The sequence below is a fragment of the Streptomyces sp. NRRL F-5630 genome, assembly GCF_000719475.1.
Classification (GTDB): domain Bacteria; phylum Actinomycetota; class Actinomycetes; order Streptomycetales; family Streptomycetaceae; genus Streptomyces.
Genome location: NZ_JOGO01000007.1, coordinates 154,408 through 177,023, shown reverse-complemented (window position 1 = coordinate 177,023; position 22,616 = coordinate 154,408). Strand labels below are relative to the sequence as shown.

Sequence of the window (22,616 nt, the reverse complement as noted above, 5' to 3'; positions counted from 1 at the left end):
CGGCTCCCGCTCCCCCTTCCGCGCGCGACGAAAAGCACCCGTCGCTCCGCTCGTCACCGCGTTATCCTCGGTCTCATGAACGTCACCGGCCGATGCACCACCGCGACCGCGCGAGCGCCCCGCTCCCCGGTCGCCGCCGCCTGACGTACCCCCCTCATTCCCACCGGCGACCGGAACACGGTCCCCGGTGGTTCCTCGCGCTCGTGCGAGGCGTGCGTCTCCCGTGGTCCGTGCTCCGGCACCCGTACCGCGAAGGAGCCCCGCCGTGGAGAAGCTCACCACCGATGAGATCAGCCGCCGTTTCACCGAGTTCTACGAGGAGCGCGGCCACGCCCGGATCACCGGCTCGACGCTGCTGCCGCCGCCCGGTGACGACTCCGTTCTCTTCACCACCTCCGGGATGCATCCGCTCACCCCGTACCTCGAAGGCCGTCCGCACCCACTCGGGCGGCGGCTCGTGAACGTGCAGCGGTGCCTGCGCACGACGGACCTGGAGGAGGTCGGGGACCCGACCCACCTCACCGTCTTCGAGATGCTCGGCACGTGGTCGCTCGGCGACTACGAGGGTCCGCGCAGCCTGGAGTGGGGGTACGAACTCCTCACGGACGGGCTCGGGATCGCTCCGCGGCTCCTGCACACCACCGTCTTCGGCGGCGACGGACAGGTGGGCCCCGACCTCGCCTCGCTGGAGGTGTGGGAGCGGCTGGGCGTGCCCGTCGAGCGGACCGTCGAGGACAACTGGTGGTCGAACGGGCCGACCGGGCCCTGCGGTCCCGACTCGGAGATCTTCCTGTGGACCGGGGACGGGCCGCCCGAGTCGACGCCCACGGGGGACGAGCGCTGGGTCGAGGTATGGAACCACGTGATGATGCGCCACCGCCGCCTCGCCGACGGTTCCCTCGTCCCGCTCCCGCAGCGCAACATCGACACCGGCCTCGGGCTCGAACGCCTCGCCTCGCTGCTCCAGGGAGAACGTTCTGTCTTCGACGGCGACGTCTTCGAGCCGTGGCGGCGGCTGCTCCCCTCGCTGTGGGGGCTCGACGAGACCTCGCTGCGACTGGTGAGCGACCACCTGCGCTCGGCCGTCGTCGTCATCGGCGACGGCGTACGGCCCGCCGCCACGGGCCGCGGGTACGTACTGCGGCGCCTCGTGCGGCGCGTGCTCACGACGCTGTGGCGGGCCGATTCCTCCTCCGGGCTCGGGGACTTGCCCCGCGAGCTGGTGACGGGGACGCTCGGCCACTTCGGGCAGGGCGAGGACCCGGAGACGGTGCGGAGGGTGCTGGGGACCCTCGCCGAGGAGGAGACCCGCTTCCGCTCGCTCCTCGACCGGGGCCGCCGTGTGCTCGCCGGGCCGCGCTTCCGCAGGCCGCTCGACGAGACCGACCTGCACTACCTGCACGACACGCACGGTCTGCCGCGCGACCTCGTCGAGAGCCTGCGGGAGGAGCACGGGGCTCCCGAGGGCGACTGAGGCGCGGCCCCCGTGGCGCCCCCGGCGGGCGAGCCACCGGGGCCGCGCGCTCAGCACTCGCGCGCGTACTCGACCTGGGGCAGCGGCCGTCCGTCACCGAAGTCGTAGGGCCGCTCGGCCCCGGTCGGCGCGTAGCCGCTCTCCTCGTAGAAGCGGCGTGAGCGCGGGGCCTCGCGCAGCGTCCAGAGGTGGACAGGGGTGTGCCCGGCGGCGCGGAGCCGGTCGAGCGTACGGGTCATGAGCGCCCCGGCCACGCCGCTCCCCCAGCCGTCCGGGTGCCCGTAGAAACCGAACACCTCGGCCCAGCCGGGGCGGTGCGGCGAGGGATCCGGCGGGACAGGGGGCCCGGCGGGGCGTCAGGCGTCGGGGAGGGGGTGCCCGCCGTCGCCTTCCAGCACGTGCCGCCGTTCCGCCGCGCCGTCCTCCTCGGTGACGGTGATGTCCACCGTGCCGTCGCCCGTGGTGTCGAACTGGTAGAGGTCGGCCTTGCCGTCGCCCGTGGTGTCCGTCATCCACACGTCGGGCTTGCCGTCGCCATTGGTGTCCGCGCTGAGCAGGACGTGGTCCTGTGTGTTCTCGGTGTCCATGCCGGGCGGGTACCCCGTGACGGACGGGGAACGCCGGGCGGAGGCGCGGGAAGAGGCCGGGGAGTGGCACGCGTTCGTGTCCCTGGAGTAGGAAGGGGGCATGTCCGACGCCCCGCCCGAGCCGCCCGCCCCCGCCACCACCCCCGTGCCCGACCTGTTCGCCTTCCTCGCGGGGCGCTGGCACGTCGCGCGCACGGCCGAGGACCGGCACAGCGGGACCCGCGGGCACTTCACGGGCACGGCGGACTTCACGGCGCTCCCCGGCGGCGGGCTGCGCCACCACGAGGAGGGCGTCTTCACGTGGGACGACGTCGCCCGCCCCGCCTACCGGACGCTGCGCTGGCTCCCCGACCCGCCGGGCACGGGCGCCGCGCGGGTCACCTTCGACGACGGGCGCTTCTTCCACGGCATCGACCTGAGCACCGGGCACGCGATCGCCGACCACCCCTGCTCCCTCGACCTCTACCGGGGCGAATTCACCGTGCGCGGCCCCGATCTGTGGAACGTGGTGTGGCGCGTCGCGGGGCCCGCGAAGGATCTCGTGCTGCGCACGGAGCACACCCGCGAGGGGCCGTCCACGGAGTGAAACCGGCTGGGCGGCGCCGCGCGGGGGTTGCGAGACTGCCCGCATGACCACGTACACGGACCTGCCCGCCGCCCCTCTCCCACCCGGCCACTACGTCTCGGACGCGCCGGACCTCGTGGACATCGAGCGCGTCCACCACTGGCTTTCCACGGACGCCTACTGGGCGCTCGGGCGCAGCCTGGAGAAGCAGCGCGCCGCCGCCGAGGGCTCGCTGAACTTCGGGGTGTACGAGGACGTGACGGACGCCGGGGGCACCGTGCGGCGCGAACAGCGCGCCTACGCGCGGGTCGTCACCGACCGAACGACCTTCGCCTGGCTCTGCGACGTCTACGTGCCCCGCGAGGCGAGGGGGCGGGGGCTCGCGAAGGCGCTGCTCGCCGCTGTCCGGGCGCGGATGGAGGAGTACGGGGTGCGGCGCGTGCTGCTCGTCACGAGCACCGCGCAGGAGTTGTACCGCTCGGTGGGGTACGACGAGGTGGAGCAGGGGAAGTGGATGATCCTGCCGCTGGAATGAGCCCGCGCCGCCCGGCCCGCCCCACCGCGTACGCCCCACCCGGGGCTCACCGCGTACGCCCGGCCCGCCGTACCGCGTACGTCCAGCCCGGATCACCGCCTACGCCCGGCCCGCCTCCGTACGGTGAACTCAGCCCCGTACCGCCGCGTACGCCTCCGCCAGCCTCCGTACCCCGTCCTCCAGTTCCTCCGCGTCCGCCACTCCCCCGTAGCTGATCCTGAGGTGCGGCCGGTCCGGCTCGGCCGGGTGGTACGGGCGGCCCGCCGCGACCGCGACGCCCCGGCGCAGCGCCTCGGCGGCGAGCGCCGACTCGTCGGTGCCCTCGGGGAGCGGGAGCCAGAGGTGGTAGCCCCCGGTGGGCACGCGGGCGGGCAGCACCTCGGGAAGGCGGCGGGCGAGGGCCGTCGCGAGCACCGCCCGCCGTGCGCCCAACTCGCTTGCCACCGCGCGCAGATGGCGCGGCCAGGAGGGGGAGCCCACGAGTTCGAGCGCGGCCTCCTGGAGCGGGCGCGGCACAAAGAAGTGGTCGACGACCTGCACCGCGCGCAGCCGCTCCAGGACGGGGCCGCGCGCGAGGACGGCGGCGACGCGCAGGCTCGGCGCGGTGACCTTGGTGAGCGAGCGGATGTGCACGACGACGCCGTCCGGGTCCTCGGCGGCGAGCGGCGGGGGCGGCGGTTCCGCGTCGGCGTGGCCGAGGCGGCGCGCGAAGTCGTCCTCCACGACGAAGGCCCCGGCGGCGCGCGCGGCGGCGAGGAGAGCGGGGCGGCGCGCGGGCGCGAGGACGGTCCCCGTCGGGTTCTGGTGGAGGGGCTGGCAGACGAGGACGCGCGCGCCGCTCGCCCGGAACGCCTCGGGGAGCAGGTCGGCGCGGAGCCCGTCGGCGTCCACGGGGACGGGAACGGGGCGCTGCCCGGCGGCGCGGAGCACGGCGAGCAGGCCCGGGTAGGTCGGGGACTCGACGAGGACGGGGGCGCCCGGCGGGGCGAGGGCGCGCAGGACGCCGCTGAGCGCGGACTGCCCGCCGGGGCTGACGAGCGCGCCCCCGGGGCCGGGGCCGCCGCCGTCCCCGGCGAGGTCGCGCGCGAACCAGGCGCGCAGTTCCGGCAGTCCCTCGGCGGGCGGGCGGCCCCAGGCCCCCGGCCGGCGGCCCGCGCGGGCGAGCGCGGCGGCGAGGGCGCGCTCGGGGCGCAGACCGGGGTGGAGGTAGCCGCCGTTGAACTCGACGACTCCGGCCGGCGGTTCGGCGAGCGTGGCGAGGACGCCGCTCGCGTCCACGGCGCGCGGGAGACCCTCGGGGGATTCGGCGCTGAGCGCGAGGTGCTGCCAGGAGGTGTCGCCCTCGGCGACGGGCGCGGCTTTCCCCGCGCGGTAGGCGCCCGCGCCGGGCCGGGTCACGAGCAGCCCCTCGGCGGCGAGCCGCGCGAGCGCCCGCGAGACGGTGACCGGCCCCACACGGTGCCGCGCGACGAGTTCCCGGCTCGGCGGCAGCTTTCCGCCTGATGGATAGCGCTCGAACTCGACCCGGAGGAGATCCGTCAACTCTCCTACGCTGCTACGCTCTTGCATGAGACGTGACAATAGCGCTATCAGCGAGTCCACGGTAGCGGTGGACGCGCGCACCACCGCCCGGAGCCGCCCCGGCCTCCTTCTCGCCGCGCTCGGCGTGCTGTGCTTCTCGCTCACCTTCCCCTCGACCGTGTGGGGCCTCCAAAGCTTCGGCCCGTGGTCGCTCGTGTGCCTGCGCTGCGTGCTCGCGACGGCCGTCGCGGGGGCCTTCCTGCGGGCGGTGCGCGCCGAGGTGCCGGTACGGGGACACTGGGCCGGGATCGCGGTCGTGGCCGGGGGCGGGGTGCTCGGCTTCCCGCTCCTGACGACGCTCGCGCTCCAGACGTCCACGACGGCCCACTCCGCGGTGGTGGTGGGCCTCCTGCCGCTCACGACGGCGCTCGTGGCCGCGGCGCGCTCGGGGGTGTGGCCGCCGCGTGCCTTCTGGCCGGCGGCGGGGGCGGGCGCGGCTATCGTGCTGGCGTTCACGCTGGGGCAGGGCGGGGGCGGGCTCACCCGGGGTGACGTGCTGCTCTTCGCGGCGCTCCTGGTGTGTGCGGCGAGTTACGCGGAGGGCGGGCGGCTCGCGGCGGTCATGCCGGGCTGGCAGGTCAGCGCGTGGGCGCTCGTGGCATGCCTCCCGCTGACCGCCGCGGGGGCGGTGGTGGCGCTGTGCCTGGAGCACCCGGTGCGGTGGAGCGGGCAGGGGATCGCGGGGCTCGTGTGGGTCTCGGTGGGGTCCACCTTCGTCGGGCTCTTCGTCTGGTACCGGGGCATGGCCGAGACCGGGGTCGCCCGCGCGAGCCAACTCCAGCTCGCCCAGCCGCTGTTGACCCTGGTGTGGTCGGTCACGCTGCTGGGCGAGGCACTCCCCGCCGCCGCCCCGCTCGCGGCGGCCGGGGTGGTGCTGTGCATCGCGGGGACGCAGTGGGCGACGCGGGCTTCCCGCACGGCGCGCTCGTCCCCGCGCGAGGAGCCCGCGAACACGCCGCCGCGCGGGACGTCCGCCGACACCACGCCGCGCGAGAAGCCCGCCGGCACCCCGCCCCACGGGACGCCCGCCGACACCACCTTCTAGCCCCCGCGACGCCCTCCCCTACCCCCGCAGCGGCGCCCGCTCCCGGTAGTGGTCCCGTACGACGCGGGTCATCGCGCCGAGCGGGTCGTTCGCGACCTCCTTCGCCGCGAAGAAGGCGTGGCCGTGCACCTCGGGGAGGCGCGCGGTGAGGTCGAGGTGCCGCGAGAGCTCCGCGGGGTCCATCCAGGCGGCGGGCTGCGCCGTGTCGCCGACCTTGTAGAGGGACTCCCCGATGTAGAGGTCCACGCCGGTGCCGCGCACGGCCTTCGCCCACCAGCGGGCGAGGGTCGCGTAGTCGGCGGCGGGAAAGCCGATGTTCCAGTAGAGCTGCGGCACGATGTGGTCGATCCACCCTTCCCGCACCCAGCGCAGCGTGTCCGCGTACAGGTCGTCATAGCTCTGCACGGCGGCCGAGGTGTCGGAGCCGCGCGGGTCGGTGCTCGCGTTGCGCCACACGCCGAAGGGGCTGATGCCGAAGCGGACCCGGGGTTTGAGGCGGCGCAGGCGGCTGCTCGTCTCGCGCACGAGCTGGTCTGTGTTGTGGCGGCGCCAGGCGGCCCGGTCGGGGAAGTCGCCGCCGTACAGGGCGAAGGCCCGGTCGTCGTCGAAGGGCTGCCCCGCCACCGGGTACGGGTAGAAGTAGTCGTCCCAGTGCACGGCGTCGATGTCGTAGTGCGCGACCGCGTCGAGCATCGCGTCCTCGACGTACCGCCGCACCTCGGGCAGCCCCGGGTTGTAGTACATCTGCCCCTGATAGGTGACGACCCAGTCCGGGTTGACCCTGGCCGGGTGGGTGGGGACGAGGCGGTCCGGGTCGTCGTGGACGGCGACGCGGTACGGGTTGAACCAGGCGTGCAGCTCCAGCCCCCGCCGGTGGGCCTCGCGCACCGCGAAGCCGAGCGGGTCGTAGCCCGGGTCCTTGCCCTGCTCCCCCGAGAGGTATGCCGACCACGGCTCGTACGGGGAGGGCCACAGCGCGTCGGCCGAGGGACGCACCTGGAGAATGACCGTGTCGAGGCGGCGCTCGACGGCCGTGTCGAGGTGTCCGCGCAGCTCGTCCTTCTGGACCGAGGCGGGCAGTCCCGGCGCCGAGGGCCAGTCGCGGTTCGTGATGCTCGCCACCCACTCGCCGCGCATCCGCCGCCCGCGCGGCGGGTGGCTCCCGCCCCGCGCGGGCGCGACCGGCAGGGCGGCGCCCGTGGTGCCGAGAGCCGCCACGGCCCCTGCGGCGAGGGCGGTGAAGCCTCTGCGGCTGAGCGTTCGTCTGTCGTCCATCCGGTACCTCCACGGGCTGCGGTTGTCACATACATCACACACGCACCCTCCTCTCATGCCCGCCCCTCGGGAACCGCCACACATTGACCGCGCGGTAACGTTCACGCCTGGGCGGCGGCGCCCGGCGCGTCACGCGCGATGCCGGAAGGCGTCACACGCGATGCCCGAAGGCGTCTGCGCGGCGCCGAGGAGCGTCGTGGCGCGGGACGGCGTCGCGGCGGACGCGGAGACGCGTCGTGGGCCGCCCGAGACTTCATCCCCGGACGGCGAGAGGCACGAGGTGACGGACTTCAAGGCCGATGTAGCACGCGTCGGAGTGGTCGGCTGCGGACAGATGGGCGCGGGAATCGCGGAGGTCTGCGCGCGCGCCGGCCTCGACGTGAAGGTCGCCGAGACCACGGGCGACGCGCTGGAGTACGGCCGCACCCGGCTCGGCAACTCGCTCGCCAAGGCCGCCGAACGCGGCAAGCTCACGGCCGACGAACTGGCCGCGGCGCAGTCCAGGCTCAGCTTCACCACCGACCTCGGCGAGTTCGCCGACCGTGACCTCGTGATCGAGGCCGTCGTCGAGAACGAGCAGGTCAAGACGGAGATCTTCCAGGTCCTGGACCAGGTCGTGACCCGCAAGGACGCGATTCTCGCCTCCAACACCTCCTCGATCCCGATCGTGAAGCTCGCGGTCGCCACCTCGCGCCCCGACCACGTCATCGGCATCCACTTCTTCAACCCGGCCCCGGTGCAGAAGCTCGTCGAGCTGATCCCGGCGCTCACCACCTCCGAGGGCACCATCAGCCGCGCCCACGTGTGGGCCGAGAAGGTACTGGGCAAGCACGCGATCCGCGCGCAGGACCGCTCCGGCTTCGTCGTCAACGCGCTCCTCGTCCCCTACCTGCTCTCGTCGATCCGCATGTTCGAGCAGGGCATCGCGAGCCGTGAGGACATCGACAGCGGCATGGAGCTGGGCTGCGCCCATCCGATGGGCCCGCTCAAGCTCGCCGACCTCATCGGTCTCGACACGATCGTCTCGATCTCCGAGGGCATGTACGCCGAGTACGCGGAACCCCTGTACGCGGCGCCGCCCCTGCTGCGCCGTATGGTCGAGGCGGGCCGTCTCGGCCGCAAGTCCGGCTCCGGGTTCTACGCGTACCAGTAGGCCGGGGCAGGACCGGCGGGACGGGGCGCGGGGCCGACGGCTCCCCGCCCCCGCTTTTTATCCCCGGCACCAGCCCCTCTCCCCTTGCTAGCCTCCCCGCCACCAGGGCGGACGCCCGTGGGTGACGAGGTGGGGAGCGTGGCATGGGCGGTACGTGGACGGACAACGTCTTCCCCGAGACGGAGCTGGTCTCGGGGAACCTCCGGCTGCGGGCCTTCGGCGCGGGAGACGTCGAGGACGTCCGGCTGGCGTGCTCCGACGAGGAGATACTGCGCTGGCTGCCGCTGCCGCGCCCGTACGGCCTGGAGGCGGCCCGGAGCTGGTGCACCGACTTCAGCCACCACCTGCGCACCTCGGGCGAGGGCATCCACTGGGCCGTGACGAGCCGCGAGAGCGGCCGTTTCCTCGGGGCGATCGGCCTGAACTCGACCCGCTGGACCGGACTCGTCAGCGAGGTCGGGTACTGGGTCGCGCCCTGGACCCGGAGGCAGGGCGTCGCTGTCGCTGCGACGCGGACGGTCGCGGGGTGGCTGCTCGGCGAGTGCGGCTTCGAGCGCCTCGAACTGCGGGCGGCGACGGGAAACCTCGCCTCGCAGGCCGTCGCCGAGCGGGCCGGTTTCGTACGGGAGGGCGTGCTGCGCAACGCGGGGCACGTGTACGAGGGCCGAGTGGATCTCGTGGGGTACTCGCTGATCCCGGCGGACCGCGTCGCCCTCCCGAAGGTGGAAGCCCGCACGGTCGCCGACTGAACCGTCACGGAGAGGGGGCATCGTGAGCGCGTCGCTGGAGCCGCGCGGTCGCCGACTGAACGCGCACGCGAGAGGCCCCCGGCATCCCGAGGGGACACCGGGGGCCACACCCGCGATGCGGGCGTCTCGGTCGTTGCTCAGCCCTCACGCGGGCCTGGCAGGGGAGGTCAGTACTCCTCGGGCGGCGCGCCCCGCTCGGTGCTCCGTCCGGGACCCGCCGAGCCGTCGTCGTAGTCGACGCGCTCCTTGCGGACGGAGTCGCTGACCTCCTGTTCCTCGGTGACGCGCTCCGCCTCCAGGCGGACCCGTTCGACGGGGACCGCCTCCTTGCGGATCACCGGGCGCTCGGCGTGCAGGGTGACCTCGGCGTTCTCCTCGCCGATCGAGGCGTCCACCGCGTCGCCCTCGCGAATCGGTTCGCGCACGAGCCTGGCCTCTTCGTGACTGACCGGGATCGTCGTCGTCACGTTCTCCGTCACCACGACCTTGTGCAGCCGGGCCCGGCCGGATTCCTCCTCCTGGGTCCCGACCCGCAGCCGCTCCTCCGAGCGGATCATCTCCCCGCCGGGTTCGCCTTCCCAGGAGCTGCGGGAACCGGCGCCCGCGAGTTCACGCTCGGTGCTCTCGCCCGTCGCCTCGTTCGGGTTGGCCGGGCCGAGACCGGAGCCGGCCCCGCTCATCCCCGCCTGGTCCGCCGAGGTGCCCGCCGCGGCCTGCTGGCCGGTGCCGGCGAGGGACTCGTCCTCGGTGTCCATCCCGCCGGGTGCGGCGGCGCCTTCCCTGCCTTCGCCCCCACCGGTCATGCCGCCGGTGGCCGTCATCCCGTAGTGGGCGTACAGCTCCTCCTCACCGGCCGCGTCCAGGTGCTGCCCGGCGTCGAGACGGGGGGCGTCCTTGATCGCGTTCTTGTCGTGTTCCAGGTGCAGACCCTCGGCGTCCGAGCGCGCACCTTCCAGCGGGACGAAGCTCTCCTTCATCCCGAACAGGCCGGTCTTCACCGTCACCCACTCCGGGCGGCCGGTGCGGTCGTCGCGGTAGACCTGCTCGACGCTGCCGACCTTGGCCCCGTCCCGGTCGTACGCGGTCAGGCCCACGAGCTGGTCCACGCTGAGGAAGCCCTCGTCTGAAGTCATGAGTGCCCTCTTCCTGCGAGAGCGCGCGGTGAAAGGGCCGGGGTCCCCATCACGAGAGACGCGCGCCACTTCTTCCATGCGGCGCGCTCCGGCGCGTTCCGGCAACCGAGAGACGGGAAATCCGCGCGAAATACATCATTGGACCCATATCGCCCGAAAAGTGGTTTACTTCCGTGCACCCTTGCGGCGCCCGGGAAAGCGGGCCGCGCGGAGCCACTTCGCGGCGAGCGGCGCTCCCGCTTCGCCTTTGCGGTCCGGGAAGACACTGGCCGGGACGACACGGGCCGGTACGAGAGCGGGCGGCCGGTCCGGGCGAGGGACACCCCGCCTTCGGCCGCCCCCGCCCCGCGCCGCGCGGGCGCGCACCTCACTCCTCCCGCATCCGGTGCAGCAGGAGCAGCGCCGCCGCCATCGTGGCCGCGGGGACCTGGCCCTGGCTCACGAGGTCGGGCACGAGCTTGAGCGGGACCCACTCGCGGCGCGAGGACTCGAAGCCGTCGACGGGCTCACCCGTCCACTCGGCGCTCTCGCCCCAGTACACGTGGTGGACCGCGTCGCTGAGCCCGTTCGACGGTTCGGTGCTCAGCAGGTGCTGGAGAGGACCCGGACGCCAGCCCGACTCCTCCTCCAGCTCGCGCGCCGCGGCCCGCTCGGGGTCCTCCCCGTCCTCGACCACCCCCGCGGGCAGCTCCCAGCCCCACGTGTCGGTGATGAAGCGGTGCCGCCACAACAGGAGCACTTCCTCGGCCTCGTTGAGGACGGTCGCCGCCGCGACCGGACGCTGCCGGATCAGGAAGTGGTCGAGGTGGCGACCGTCCGGCAACTCCACATCGGCGAGGTGCACGCGAAACCAGCGATTTCCATACACAAATTGTTCGCTCTGTTTCGTCCAACGCACGTTTCTGCCACCTTTCATGAGGAGGTGGCACTATCGCAGTCCCCGCCGCGTGCCGGACGGGCGCCTGGGCCGCTCACCGGAGCACACCGGGCGGCGCATCCACCACCCCGGGCACGCCCACCCCGGCGCACCCCCGCCCTCCGCCGGTCACCGCGGCTCACACCGGCACCCGCAAGGCCCGGTCGATGAGCTCCGCCGCCTGCCCGGTGCCGCTGCCCCCGGTGCGCACCAGGTGCTCGCGCACCGCGCGCAGGCGCTCGCGCAGCCGCCTGGACTCCATCCCCGTGGCCCGCTCGGCCATCTCGACCGCCGCCTCGACGGCCCCGTCCGTCTCGCCCTGGCGCAGCTCGATGTGACTGAGCATCGCGAGGCGGTGCACGCGGCCCCTGTCGTGCGCCGGGCTGGCCACGGCCGCCCGCGCGTGCTCACGCGCCCCGCGCAGGTCCCCGAGGCTCAACAGGGCTTCGGCGACCTGCACGTTGACGAGCCCCGGCTGCACGTACCCGGTCTCGTCGGGCTCGTGACCGCGGCGGATGCGCTCGGCCGCGGTCTCGGCGCGCCGGATGCAGTCGAGGGCGCCGCCCGCGTCGCCGAGGTGCGCGTACGCCTTGGCCTGCATCGCGTGCAAGTCGGAGGCGAGCGCGGGGGACACCGCGCGTCCGGCCGCGCGCAGGGCCGCCTCGGCGAAGGCGACGGCCTGCCGGTGCGCCGCGAGGTGGAGCGACTGGTTGACGAGGAGCGCGATGACGTAGGCGCCGAAGGCCCGGTCCCCGCTCGCCTTGGCGAGCCGGAGCGCCTGGTGGAAGTAGCGCTGGGCGAGACCGTGCGCGTCGGCGTCGTACGCGCAGATCCCGGCGACGGCGACGAGCGCGCCCGTCGCGCGGTGCAGGGCGCGACCCGTGTCGTCGCCGTAGCTGCCACGCAGGAGCGGGGCGGCCTCGGCGTTGAGGAAGGAGACGACGCGGGGGCGGATGACGACGCCGCCCGCCTTGCGGTAGAGCTGTTCGTAGTGGGCGCGGGCCGCGCGGAGCATCTCGATGTCGGCGCCCGAGACGCGGCGGGGGCCGCCGCGCGAGACGTCGGTGTCCTCGGGCGGGTTCTCCCACTCCCACACGGGGACGATCGCGGGCGTGCCCGTGACGGCGGGCGCGCCGAGGACGTGCGGGCGCTGCTGCTGGTCGGAGCGCCACAACGCGGTGGCGCGCTCGACGAAGCCGCAGAGGGAGCCCGGACGCGCCGCGGCGGGCTCGCCCGGGATGCCCAGGCCGATGTCGTCGAGGGTGACGGGCCGGGCGAGGCGGCGCGAGAGGACTTCGCAGATGAGGTCGGGGACCTGCCCGCGCGGGCGCTGGCCGCGCAGCCACCGCGAGACGGCGGTGTGCTCGTAGCGCAGGGACAGCCCGCGGGCCGCGCCCGCCCGGTTGACGTGGGCGGCGAGGCCGGCGTGCGAGATCGCGGCCTCGTCGAGGATCGCGTCGAGGAGGGAGTTGGGCTCCATGCTGTCTCCGGGAGGGGGGTGAGGCGCTGCCATCGCTGCGGGTGAGCGAGCGAACACTCGTTGTGGCACAGCGTAAGGGAGCGGGATTCACACGGGGTGTGAAAGGAGCGCACGCACCGGAGCTCCGCGCGCGCTTTCGCGGGGTGCGCGGGGGCGCTTGACTGTGTCTCGCGGACGCCGGGCTCCCCCCTCGACAAGTACGGCGTCCCCACCGGCGCCGTCCCGCCTGCCGCAGCCGCTTCCACGCCGGCCCGGCGGGCGGCGCCCCAGCCGCCCGGCCCCTCCGGCCTCTCCCCCCCCCGGCCGGAGGGGTTTCGGGTTTCCCCGACGCTGTTCCGCGCCTCTCCTCGCGGGGAGGCCTGCGCGGGCCGCAGGCCTCGCCCGTCCCGCGTCCGCGTGTTCGCGCGTTCACCGGAAAGCGTGTGCGACGTTCACCGGAACGAGTGGCACACCCCGCACCGCGTGCCCCTCACCCCCGCAGGCCCCCACCGCGGGTCTCCTCCGCGGGTCTCCTCCGCACGGGGCGGCACGGGCACCGGCACGCACATCGGCCGGGCCCCGTCGTCGAGGACAGGACCCGGCCGATCACGCCGGTGCGGGGAGCCGGGCTCCCCGACGAGGGGTCAGGCCCCGCGCAGCACCGCCCCCGTGTGCTCCGCCGCGAGCGCCACCGCCGCGTCGCGCGCGGTCGTCGCCTCCTCGACGGTCAGGGTGCGATCGGGCGCGCGGAAGCGCAGCGCGTAGGCGAGCGACTTGTGGCCCTCGGCGAGCTGGTCGCCCGTGTAGACGTCGAACAGGCGCAGCGACTCCAGGAGTTCACCCGCGCCCTCGTGCAGCGCCGACTCGACCTCGGCGGCCGGGACGTCGACGGGGACGACGAGGGCGACGTCCTGCGTGGCCACGGGGTAGTTCGAGATGCGCGGGGCCTGCACGGGTCCGGCTCCCGCCCGCTCCAGGGCGTCCAGGTCGAGTTCGGTCGCGCAGGCGCGGGCCGGGAGGCCGAGCGCCTTGATGACGCGCGGGTGCAGTTCGCCCGCGTGCCCGATGACGCGCTCGGCGCCGTCCACGAAGGCGACGAGCTCGGCGCAGCGCCCCGGGTGCCAGGGACCGTACGCGCCCTTGCGGACCACGAGGTCCGCACCCGCCTCGGCGGCCGCCGTGCGCGCGGCCTCGATGGCGTCGGCCCAGTCCGCCGGTCGGCCCTTGCCCCACCAGCCGGACCGCTCGCGGGCACCGGCGAGGACCACGGCGAGGTGCCGGGGCTGCTCGGGCAGGGCCGCGTTCAGCTCGTCGAGCTGCGTGTCCTCGGGGCGGTGGGCCACGGGGAGGCGCTCGGGCACGGCCGCGTCGGCGCGCGGGTGGAAGACGAGCCCCGTCTCGAAGAGCGCGAGGTCGTGGCTGCCCCTGCCCTCGTTGCGGCGCAGGGCCGCGAGCAGCCCGGGCAGCAGCGTGGTGCGCAGCGCGGGCTCCTCGTCCGAGAGCGGGTTGACGAGGCGCACGACGCGGCGGGCCGGGTCGTCGTCCGCGAGGCCGAGCGCGTCGAAGGCGTCGGTCCCGAGGAACGGGTAGGTGAGCGCCTCGACGTACCCGCGCCCGGCGAGCGCGCGGCCCACGCGGCGGTGGAAGCGCTGGCGCTCGGTGAGGCCGCGCCCGGCGGGGGGCCGGGGCAGCGTGGAGGGCAGGTTCTCGTAGCCCTCCAGGCGGATGACCTCCTCGGCGAGGTCGTTGGGCGCGGTGAGGTCGGGCCGCCACGAGGGGATCGTGACGATCAGCTCGTCCTGCCCGCCCGCCTCCCGGCCGCCGCTCCCCCCGGACGCGTTCCACGCGGCCGAGTTGCCGTAGACGTCGCAGCCGATCTCCTGGAGGCGGCGGACGACGGTCTCGCGACCGTAGTCGACACCCGCGACGCGGTCGGGGTGCCCGGCCGGCATCGTGACGGTGCGCGGCGCGGAGGGCGCGACGACCTCGGTGACGCCCGCGTCGGCCGTGCCGCCCGCGAGGAGCACGAGGAGATCGACGGTGCGCTGCGCGGCGGCCGAGGCGGCCTCCGGGTCGACGCCGCGCTCGAAGCGCCGGGACGCCTCGGAGGCGAGCTTGTGGCGGCGCGAGGCGCGGGCGATGGCGATCTGGTCGAAGTGCGCGGCTTCGACGAGGACCTCGGTGGTGCCGAGTCCGGCGCCCTGGTCCGCGATCTCGGTCTCGGCGCCGCCCATGACCCCGGCGAGCCCGATGGGCCCGCGCTCGTCGGTGATGACGAGGTCCTCGGTGTCGAGCGTGCGCGTCTGCCCGTCGAGCGTCTTGAGCGTCTCGCCGGCCCGCGCGCGGCGCACACCGATCGGGCCGCGCACCTGGGAGCGGTCGTAGGCGTGCAGCGGCTGGCCCAGCTCCAGCATCACGTAGTTGGTGATGTCGACGGTGAGCGAGACGGGCCGCATCCCGGCCTTCTGGATGCGGCGGGCCATCCAGATCGGGGTACGGGCCTCGGGGTCGAGCCCCGCGACCGTGCGGGCCGTGAAGCGGTCGCAGCCGAAGGGGTCCGCGATCTCGACGGGGTAGCCGTGAGCGTTGGGCCCCGGCACGTCGATGAGCGCCGGGTCGCGCAGCGGGAGCCCGTACGCGATGGCGGTCTCGCGGGCGATGCCGCGCATCGAGAGGCAGTAGCCCCGGTCGGGCGTGACGGCGATGTCGAGGACCTCGTCGACGAGTTCCAGCAGTTCGATGGCGTCGGTGCCGACCTCGTACTGGGGCGGCAGCACGATGATGCCGTGCGTGCCGTCGCTCCCCATGCCGAGCTCGTCGGCCGAGCAGATCATGCCGTGCGAGGTCTTGCCGTACGTCTTGCGCGCGGCGATCGCGAAGTCGCCGGGCAGCACGGCGCCGGGCAGGACCACGACGACCTTGTCGCCGACGGCGAAGTTGCGGGCGCCGCAGACGATCTCCTGCAACTCACCCGTGCCGTTGGCGTCCCCCACGTCCACGTGGCAGAAGCGGATGGGCTTCTTGAAGCCCTCCAGCTCCTCGATGGCGCGGACCTGGCCGACGACCAGGGGGCCCTTCAGCCCGGCGCCGAGCTGCTCGACGGTCTCGACCTCAAGCCCTGCGGAGACCAGCTTGGCCTGCACGTCACGACCGGTCTCGGTGGCGGGGAGATCGACGTACTCCCGCAGCCAGGAAAGCGGGACCCGCATCAGATCTCCATCCCGAACGGCCGGGTGAAACGGACGTCACCCTCGACCATGTCTCGCATGTCCTCGACGTTGTGGCGGAACATCAGCATGCGCTCGATGCCGAAGCCGAACGCGAATCCGCTGTACTTCTCCGGGTCGACGCCGCAGGCCGTGAGGACCTTCGGGTTGACCATGCCGCAGCCGCCCAGCTCGATCCAGCCCTCGCTGGAGCAGGTGCGGCAGGGGCGGTCCGGGTTCCCGACCGACTCGCCCTTGCACACGTAGCAGAGCATGTCCATCTCGGCGGACGGCTCGGTGAAGGGGAAGTAGTTGGGGCGCAGCCGCGTCGTCATGTCGGGGCCGAAGAGCGAGCGGACCATGTGGTCGAGCGTGCCCTTGAGGTCGGCCATCGTCAGGCCCTCGTCCACGGCGAGCAGCTCGATCTGGTGGAAGACCGGGGTGTGCGTGGCGTCCAGCTCGTCGGTCCGGTACACGCGGCCCGGGCAGACGACGTAGACGGGCGCGCCGCGCTCCAGGAGCGAGCGGGCCTGGACGGGCGAGGTGTGGGTGCGCAGCACGACGCCGGACTCGTCGCCCTCGGTGCCCTTGGGGCCCTGGACGAAGAAGGTGTCCTGCATCTGCCGGGCGGGGTGGTCCGGGGTGAAGTTGAGCGCGTCGAAGTTGAACCACTCGGCCTCCACCTCGGGGCCCTCGGCGACCTCGTAGCCCATCGCGACGAAGACGTCGGCGACGCGCTCCATCATCGTGGTCAGCGGGTGGCGCGCTCCGGCGGGGACGCGGTCGTACGGGAGCGTGACGTCGACGGTCTCCTCGACGAGGACACGCGCGTCCCGCTCGGCCTCCAGCTCGGCCTGGCGCGCCGCGAGCGCCTTGTTCACGGCGCCGCGGGCCTGGCCGACCCGCTTGCCCGCCTCGGCCTTCGCCTGCGGGGGCAGGGCGCCGATCTCGCGGTTGGCGAGGGCGAGCGGCGAGGTGCCGCCGGTGTGGGCGGTCTTGGCCTGGGCGAGCTGGTCGAGGTCGGCGGCCGCGGCGAAGGCGGCGAACGCCTCGTCCCGCATCCGCGCGATCTCGTCCGGCTTCAGCGCCTCGACCTCTACTGGGTCGTACGACTTGTTGGGTGCCGACATTTCTTCCCGTGCTTCCGACGTGGGTGGCTGAGAGTCCCGTCTCGGTCTGTGGACGATTCGTCCACGAAAGGGGACGCGGACGTGCCAAAGACCGAGTCTACCGGGGGGAGGATGAGGGGCGGCCCGGGTGGGCGGCCCCGGCGCCGTCCCTCCCAGGGGGACGGGGCGAGGCGGCCTCGCAGGGGGCCCGTCGCGCTACTGGAGGTGGGCCGGCAGCGCCACGGGCAGCATGAAGCGGAAGCAGGCGCCGCCGCGCGGGGCCCGGCCGACCGTGATCCAGCCGCCGTGCACCTCGACGATGCCCTTCACGATGTAGAGGCCGAGGCCGGTGCCGCCGCGCTTGGAGCCGCGCCAGAAGCGGGTGAAGACACGGTTCATCGACTCCTCGGGGATGCCCTGCCCCTCGTCGCTCACCGTGATCACGGTCCCTTCCGGTCCCTCGCCGCCCCCCGTGGGCGCGATGTCGATCGTGACAGTTCCGCCGCCGTGGCGCACCGCGTTTTCCAGGAGATTGCTCAGGACCTGGTCGACTTTGTCGGGGTCGGCCCACAGCGCGGGCAGCGGGCGGCGCACGGAGACGAGGAAGCGTCCGGGGGAGCGGCCCGCGGCGATGTGCGCCTGCACGTGCCGGGCCGCCGCGCCCGCGATGTCCACGGGCTGGCGCCGCAGTTCCATGCGGCCCGCGTCGATGCGGGAGATGTCGAGGAGTTCCGTGATGAGCCGCGTGACACGGTGGGCGTCCGCGTCGACGGTCTCCAGCATGAGCCGCTTCTGGTCGTCGTTGAACCTCTCCCACTTGGCGAGGAGCGTCGCCGTGAAGCCCTTGACGGAGGTGAGCGGGGAGCGCAGTTCGTGGGCGACGGTCGCGATCAGCTCGGCGTGGCTGCGTTCCGTGCGGCGCCTCGCGCCGGTGTCGCGCAGCGAGACGACGAGCCGTTCCAGCCGCCCGCGCGGGCGGGTGCGCACGTACTGGGCGGAGACGAGGACCTCGCGGCCCCCGGGGAGCAGCAGGTTCTTCTCCGGCTGCCGGGTCCTGATCGCGAGCCCCCCGTACGGGTCGGTGAGCCGCCACCACCGTTGCCCGTGGAGGTCTTCGAGCGGCAGCACCTCCTCCAGAGGGCTGCCGAGGGCCTCCTCGGCCGGCACCCGCGTGATCCGCTCCGCCGCGGAGTTGAAACACGTCACGATCCCGCGCGCGTCCGCGACGACGAGCCCGTCGGGAAGGTCGTCGGGCCTGAGGGAGGCCGCGGGGCGGGGCGCGGGGACGCTCGCCGCCGTCTCCTCCGCGGCGGCGGGGGCCCGTACCCGCCCGCGCCACTCCCCCACCACGACTTCGCGGGCCCCGCCCTCCGTGCCGCCGTCCGCCATCCCCGTATCCCACCTTCCCGACCGCTTCGCGGGTCCCCGAAGGGGCTGGAAGGAGACACCTTATCGGGGCGGGGCGGGGCCTGACCGCGTCGCGGAGCGGACGGCCCCGCGCCGGGGTGCGCCCGCGACCGGGCTGCCGAGGGGTGCGGCCCCGGCACGCGCGTCACCCACGTGCCGGGACAGCGCATCTAGGCCGTTCGTCCGCGCTGGGCGCGTGCCGAGGCGTAGAGGCAGACCGCGGCGGCCGTCGCGAGGTTGAGGGACTCCGCCTTGCCGTGCAGCGGGACGCGGACCACCGCGTCGGCGAGCGCGCGGGTCTCCTCGGGCAGGCCCCACGCCTCGTTCCCGAAGACCCACGCGGTCGGGCCGCCCATCGTGCCGCGGTCGAGTTCGTCGTCGAGGTCGTCGGCGCCCGCGCCGTCGGCGGCCAGGACCCGCACCCCGATCCCGCGCAGGCCGGCGACGGCCTCCTCGACGGGCACGCCGGTGACGACGGGCAGATGGAAGAGCGACCCGACCGAGGCGCGCACGCACTTGGGGTTGTAGACGTCCACCGAGGCGTCGGTGAGGATCACCGCGTCCGCTCCGGCGGCGTCCGCGCAGCGCAGCACCGTACCGGCGTTGCCCGGATCACGGACGTGCGCGAGGACGGCGACGAGGCGGGGGCGCGTGGCGAGGACGTCGGCGAAGCCGGTGTCGAGGAAGCGGCACAGCCCGACGACGCCCTGCGGGGTCACGGTGTCGGCCATCGCGGCGAGCACCTCCTCGCTCGCGCTGAACACCGGGACGCCCCGGGCGCGCGCGTCGTCGAGGAGTTCGGGGTGGCGGCGCGCGGCGTCCTCGGTCGCGTACACCTCGACGAGGTGCCCCGCGGCCTCCCGCACGGCCTGCGGGCCCTCGGCGAGGAAGCGGCGCTCTTTGCCGCGGAAGCTCCGCTTCGCGAGCCGTCGCGCGGCGACGACGCGGGGGGAGCGCAGGGAGGTCAGCTCGGGGGCCGGCATGTGCTCACTCTCGGGGACGTACGGGGACGGGCGTACGGGAACGGGGCGGACGCGGGCGGCAGGGGGAATGCGCGCCGAGGGACGGGACGCGAGCCGGGGGCGGAGGCGGGCCACGGAGCGCCGCCGGAACACACCGGACCCGCAGGCCGTCGCGGGCCTGCGGGTCCGGTGGAGCGGCGCGCCGACGCGCGGCGCGCGAAGCCTGCCTGGGCGATCGCCCTGATCAGGCGGCGGCCTTCGGAGCGTTGACGTCCTCGGGCAGCGCCTTCTGGGCGGCCTCGACGAGGGCCGCGAAGGCACCGGCGTCGTGCACGGCCAGCTCGGCGAGGATCTTGCGGTCCACCTCGATGTTGGCGGCCTTCAGACCCTGGATGAAGCGGTTGTAGGTGATGCCGTTGGCGCGGGCAGCGGCGTTGATGCGCTGGATCCACAGCTGACGGAAGTCGCCCTTGCGCTTCTTGCGGTCGTTGTAGTTGTAGACGAGGGAGTGGGTGACCTGCTCCTTCGCCTTGCGGTACAGGCGCGAGCGCTGCCCGCGGTAACCGCTGGCCTGCTCCAGGATCGCCCGGCGCTTCTTGTGGGCGTTGACTGACCGCTTGACGCGTGCCACTTGATTACTCCTTGTAGCGGGGCCGCGGGGTGTTCACACGGCCCGGTTCGATTGGGTCCCGGTACGGGGCTGCGAGCCCCCGGCGAGGGGGCCCGGCCTCACTTGCCGAGAAGCTTCTTGATCTTCTTGGCGTCGCCCGGGGCCATCTCGGCGTTGCCGGTGAGGCGGCGCGTCAGGCGGGACGACTTGTGCTCCAGCAGGTGGCGCTTGCCTGCCCGCTCGCGCAGGACCTTGCCGGAGCCCGTGACCTTGAAGCGCTTGCTGGCACCGCTGTGCGACTTGTTCTTCGGCATGGCGCCGTTATCTCCTCGTCGGTGACGCCCCCAGCCGGTCCCCGGGGGGACCGGACGCGCGGGGGCGTCAGTTGTATCCGTGTCACCGGGACGGCTGTCCCGGATCAGGCCTCGGCGTGCTCCTGCTCGGCGGCGGTCTCGTCCGCGCCGGAGAGGTCCTCGTCCTGGTCGTCGGCGGAGGCGCCACGCCCCTGCCGCTCGGCCTTGCGGGCGGCCTGGGCCTCGCGGGCCTCGGCCATCGCCTCGGTCTTCTTCTTGTGCGGGCCGAGAACCATGATCATGTTGCGGCCGTCCTGCTTCGGGCTCGACTCGATGAAGCCGAGATCCTGGACGTCGTCCGCGAGGCGCTGGAGCAGCCGGCGGCCGAGCTCCGGCCTGGACTGCTCGCGACCACGGAACATGATCGTGATCTTGACCTTGTCACCCTGCTTGAGGAACCGGACGACGTGACCCTTCTTGGTGTCGTAGTCGTGCGGGTCGATCTTCGGCCGGAGCTTCATCTCCTTGATGACCGTGTGCGCCTGGTTCTTGCGCGCCTCACGGGCCTTCATGGCCGACTCGTACTTGAACTTCCCGTAGTCCATGAGCTTGCACACGGGCGGACGGGCGTTCGCCGCGACCTCGACCAGGTCCAGGTCGTACTCCTGCGCCAGCTCCAGGGCCTTCGCGAGCGGGACGATGCCCACCTGCTCACCACTGGGGCCGACGAGTCGTACCTCGGGAACACGAATCCGGTCGTTGATACGGGGCTCGGCGATGCGGGGCTCGGCGCTGATGGATCCTCCTCGGTAGCACCGCACGGCCGCCTGGCAGACAGCCGCACATCTTTCGCTTCTTCTGAGACCAACCGCGCCGGAACACGAAAAATGCCCCGGACGATCACGAGCGGGGCTCCTGTACTGACCGGAGCACCGCCGCGTGTTCGCGGGGCGCGACTTCGGACGCCCACCGCCTCGGGTGCGGTGCCGTCTGACCGGTGACCCGCCGCCCGTGAGGGTGGTCAGGTGGGAGTGCGGAGCCTCCACTTGTGGCCGAAGTCCCGGGCTCCCTCGCGGGCACCACTGACACACTCCGGCCGGTCGTTCTTCCAGCATACCAGGGCGTAGGGGGGCGGAGCCCCCTGCGCGGCCGGGGCACGGGGGCCCGGGCCGCGCAGGGGCGGCCACTAGGCTGACGGGGCTCGCGGGCGCCCGCCCGCGAGGGGAGCGCGGGCGCTGTGCCGCCCCTCCCACTGTACGCAAGCGAAGGAAGCGCCCCGCGATGAGCGAAGCGACGCCCGCAGCCGACTACGACGACGTCACCCGGGACATCGCGGAGGTGCCCGCCGTCGAGGTGATCACCACCGTCGGGGTGCACCTGATGAGCGCGGCGGCGGTGAAGCTGGGGCTCGCCGAGGACGGCGAGGCGCACAAGGACCTCGACGAGGCCCGCAAGCTGATCCACGCGCTCGCGGGGCTGCTCGACGCGGGCGGCACCGAGATCAGCTCCTTCCACGCGGCCCCGCTCCGCGACGGCCTCAAGTCCCTCCAGCTCGCCTTCCGCGAGGCCAGCATCGTCCCGGACGAGCCGGGCCAGGGACCGGGCGAGAAGTACACGGGGGCGGTTTTCGGCTGAGCTGGTGGGGGCGCGGCGCGGCGCGGTGAGCGTCGGCTCCGGGCCCACCCGCAGCCGGAAACCCTGGTCCGCGCCCCGCCCCTCCCCGTCTCACCCGTCTCAGCGGATGAAGAGCGGCTGCCCCGGCATCGTCGTGCCCGGCGGGAGCAGGGCCAGTTCGAGGCCGCGCTCCAGGCGCTCGCGCAGGACGGGGTGGGCGGCGAGGGTGGCGGCGACCGCGCGTGCGACCGGTTCCGTCTCCGCTCCCTCGGCCAGGACGAGGGCGAGCGTGCCGTCCGCCGTGCGGGAGGGGAGCAGGTGGGCGCGGAGCACCGCCGGCTCGGCGGCGAGGGCGTCCCGTACCGCCTCCGTGACGGCCGGGTCCGCGAGCGGTGCCGCGCTGTCCCTGCCCTCCGCCAGCGCGCGGAGGGCGCCGCCGCTCACCTCGAAGGGGACGGGCCCGGCGAGGTCGAGCACGAGGGTGTCGGCCCGCTCGTGCGCGACCGCCTGGAGCGCCTGGTGGAGCGGGACGGCGACGGGGCGGGCCGCCGGGTCCCACCGGGCGAGGCTCGCCGTGGACGTGAAGGCGGGCAGCGCGGTGCGGTCGCCGGCCTTGAGCGTGGGCACCGCCATCTCGCTGTTCTTCTCGCGCTGGAGACCGTCGGGCGCCTCCTCGGTCTCCCCGAGCACGGCGACGACGGGGACGAGGAGCCGCGCGCCGCGCAGTGCCGCGAGGACGGGTCCGGTCGCCGTACGGTCCTCGGCCCAGGCGGCGAGCGCCGCGCCGAGCGCGGGATCGGCCGAGCCGTCGTCGTCGCCGAAGCCGGAATCAGGGATGTTCTTGTTCACCACGCGACGACCCTACCGAGGCACCGGACGCCGCCGACGCGCGGACCGGTCGGCCCGGGCCTCCCCGCCCGTCCACCTCGCCGGGCGGGTTGCC

21 protein-coding genes and 1 pseudogene are annotated in these 22,616 nt (G+C 74.1%); 7 read left to right on the top strand and 15 right to left on the bottom strand.

Annotated features, from left to right (window positions below):
- Positions 1–265 precede the first annotated feature (265 nt).
- Entirely contained in the window at positions 266–1,474 is a 1,209-nt protein-coding gene (locus IF99_RS0105805) for an alanine--tRNA ligase-related protein (RefSeq protein WP_030995250.1), read from the top strand.
- Between the two features lie 50 nt (positions 1,475–1,524).
- On the opposite strand, the pseudogene IF99_RS0105800 reads toward IF99_RS0105805, so the two are convergent.
- Together IF99_RS0105800 and IF99_RS0105795 are read right to left on the bottom strand one after the other, a co-directional pair.
- Positions 1,525–1,779 (bottom strand): annotated as a pseudogene (locus tag IF99_RS0105800) (GNAT family N-acetyltransferase); the annotation flags it as partial.
- A gap of 51 nt (positions 1,780–1,830) precedes the next feature.
- Entirely contained in the window at positions 1,831–2,061 is a 231-nt protein-coding gene (locus tag IF99_RS0105795; protein WP_030995248.1) for a hypothetical protein, read from the bottom strand.
- 100 nt (positions 2,062–2,161) lie between these two features.
- On the opposite strand from IF99_RS0105795, the gene IF99_RS0105790 reads away from it, so the two are divergent.
- Entirely contained in the window at positions 2,162–2,647 is a 486-nt protein-coding gene (locus tag IF99_RS0105790; protein WP_030995247.1) for a DUF6314 family protein, read from the top strand.
- A gap of 43 nt (positions 2,648–2,690) precedes the next feature.
- Positions 2,691–3,161 carry a GNAT family N-acetyltransferase gene (locus tag IF99_RS0105785; protein WP_030995246.1) on the top strand — a complete coding sequence of 157 codons (471 nt, stop codon included), beginning with the start codon at positions 2,691–2,693 and terminating at the stop codon, positions 3,159–3,161.
- 129 nt (positions 3,162–3,290) lie between these two features.
- On the opposite strand, the gene IF99_RS0105780 is transcribed toward IF99_RS0105785, so the two are convergent.
- The gene (locus tag IF99_RS0105780; protein WP_051703378.1) at positions 3,291–4,730 is read right to left on the bottom strand and encodes a PLP-dependent aminotransferase family protein; all 1,440 of its coding nucleotides are present in this window, start codon (positions 4,728–4,730) and stop codon (positions 3,291–3,293) included.
- On the opposite strand from IF99_RS0105780, the gene IF99_RS0105775 reads away from it, so the two are divergent.
- Positions 4,729–5,787 carry a DMT family transporter gene (locus IF99_RS0105775; RefSeq protein WP_234340593.1) on the top strand — a complete coding sequence of 353 codons (1,059 nt, stop codon included), beginning with the start codon at positions 4,729–4,731 and terminating at the stop codon, positions 5,785–5,787. The genes IF99_RS0105780 and IF99_RS0105775 overlap by 2 nt on opposite strands.
- Positions 5,788–5,805: 18 nt before the next feature.
- Here the strand turns inward: IF99_RS0105775 and IF99_RS0105770 are convergent, their stop codons facing one another.
- Positions 5,806–7,062, bottom strand: coding sequence for a glycoside hydrolase family 10 protein (locus IF99_RS0105770; RefSeq protein ID WP_030995243.1), 1,257 nt, complete (start codon positions 7,060–7,062; stop codon positions 5,806–5,808).
- Positions 7,063–7,342: 280 nt separating this feature from the next.
- On the opposite strand from IF99_RS0105770, the gene IF99_RS0105765 reads away from it, so the two are divergent.
- Complete coding sequence (locus IF99_RS0105765) at positions 7,343–8,215, top strand: 3-hydroxybutyryl-CoA dehydrogenase (RefSeq protein ID WP_030995242.1); 873 nt, start codon at positions 7,343–7,345, stop codon at positions 8,213–8,215.
- A 143-nt stretch (positions 8,216–8,358) separates the two neighbouring features.
- Positions 8,359–8,964 (top strand): GNAT family N-acetyltransferase, encoded by a 606-nt coding sequence (locus tag IF99_RS0105760; RefSeq protein ID WP_030995241.1) that lies wholly within the window; start codon positions 8,359–8,361, stop codon positions 8,962–8,964.
- Positions 8,965–9,131: 167 nt separating this feature from the next.
- Here the strand turns inward: IF99_RS0105760 and IF99_RS0105755 are convergent, their stop codons facing one another.
- The 10 genes from IF99_RS0105755 to infC form a co-directional block, all read right to left on the bottom strand.
- Complete coding sequence (locus IF99_RS0105755; RefSeq protein WP_030995240.1) at positions 9,132–10,097, bottom strand: PRC and DUF2382 domain-containing protein; 966 nt, start codon at positions 10,095–10,097, stop codon at positions 9,132–9,134.
- A 367-nt stretch (positions 10,098–10,464) separates the two neighbouring features.
- Positions 10,465–10,995, bottom strand: coding sequence for an NUDIX hydrolase (locus tag IF99_RS0105750; protein WP_030995239.1), 531 nt, complete (start codon positions 10,993–10,995; stop codon positions 10,465–10,467).
- Positions 10,996–11,152: 157 nt separating this feature from the next.
- The gene (locus tag IF99_RS0105745) at positions 11,153–12,493 is read right to left on the bottom strand and encodes a hypothetical protein (RefSeq protein WP_030995238.1); all 1,341 of its coding nucleotides are present in this window, start codon (positions 12,491–12,493) and stop codon (positions 11,153–11,155) included.
- A 623-nt stretch (positions 12,494–13,116) separates the two neighbouring features.
- Complete coding sequence (gene pheT / locus IF99_RS0105740; protein WP_030995237.1) at positions 13,117–15,681, bottom strand: phenylalanine--tRNA ligase subunit beta; 2,565 nt, start codon at positions 15,679–15,681, stop codon at positions 13,117–13,119.
- Positions 15,681–16,808, bottom strand: coding sequence for a phenylalanine--tRNA ligase subunit alpha (gene pheS, locus IF99_RS0105735; RefSeq protein ID WP_030995236.1), 1,128 nt, complete (start codon positions 16,806–16,808; stop codon positions 15,681–15,683). The genes pheT and pheS overlap by 1 nt, the downstream gene beginning before the upstream one ends.
- Positions 16,809–17,003: 195 nt before the next feature.
- Positions 17,004–18,176 (bottom strand): sensor histidine kinase, encoded by a 1,173-nt coding sequence (locus IF99_RS0105730; protein ID WP_030995235.1) that lies wholly within the window; start codon positions 18,174–18,176, stop codon positions 17,004–17,006.
- 188 nt (positions 18,177–18,364) lie between these two features.
- Complete coding sequence (locus IF99_RS0105725) at positions 18,365–19,177, bottom strand: TrmH family RNA methyltransferase (protein ID WP_030995234.1); 813 nt, start codon at positions 19,175–19,177, stop codon at positions 18,365–18,367.
- A gap of 223 nt (positions 19,178–19,400) precedes the next feature.
- On the bottom strand, positions 19,401–19,787 hold the full coding sequence (rplT, locus tag IF99_RS0105720) for a 50S ribosomal protein L20 (protein WP_008748864.1): 387 nt from the start codon (positions 19,785–19,787) through the stop codon (positions 19,401–19,403).
- Between the two features lie 98 nt (positions 19,788–19,885).
- The gene (rpmI, locus tag IF99_RS0105715) at positions 19,886–20,080 is read right to left on the bottom strand and encodes a 50S ribosomal protein L35 (protein ID WP_007829094.1); all 195 of its coding nucleotides are present in this window, start codon (positions 20,078–20,080) and stop codon (positions 19,886–19,888) included.
- A gap of 104 nt (positions 20,081–20,184) precedes the next feature.
- Positions 20,185–20,880, bottom strand: a complete 696-nt coding sequence (infC, locus tag IF99_RS0105710; RefSeq protein ID WP_030995233.1) for a translation initiation factor IF-3 — start codon at positions 20,878–20,880, stop codon at positions 20,185–20,187.
- 460 nt (positions 20,881–21,340) lie between these two features.
- On the opposite strand from infC, the gene IF99_RS0105705 reads away from it, so the two are divergent.
- Complete coding sequence (locus IF99_RS0105705) at positions 21,341–21,694, top strand: DUF1844 domain-containing protein (protein WP_007829083.1); 354 nt, start codon at positions 21,341–21,343, stop codon at positions 21,692–21,694.
- A 99-nt stretch (positions 21,695–21,793) separates the two neighbouring features.
- Here IF99_RS0105705 and IF99_RS0105700 read toward each other — a convergent pair whose 3' ends face one another.
- Positions 21,794–22,525: an SseB family protein gene (locus tag IF99_RS0105700; protein ID WP_030995232.1), complete on the bottom strand. Its 732-nt coding sequence runs from the start codon at positions 22,523–22,525 to the stop codon at positions 21,794–21,796.
- Positions 22,526–22,616: the final 91 nt, after the last annotated feature.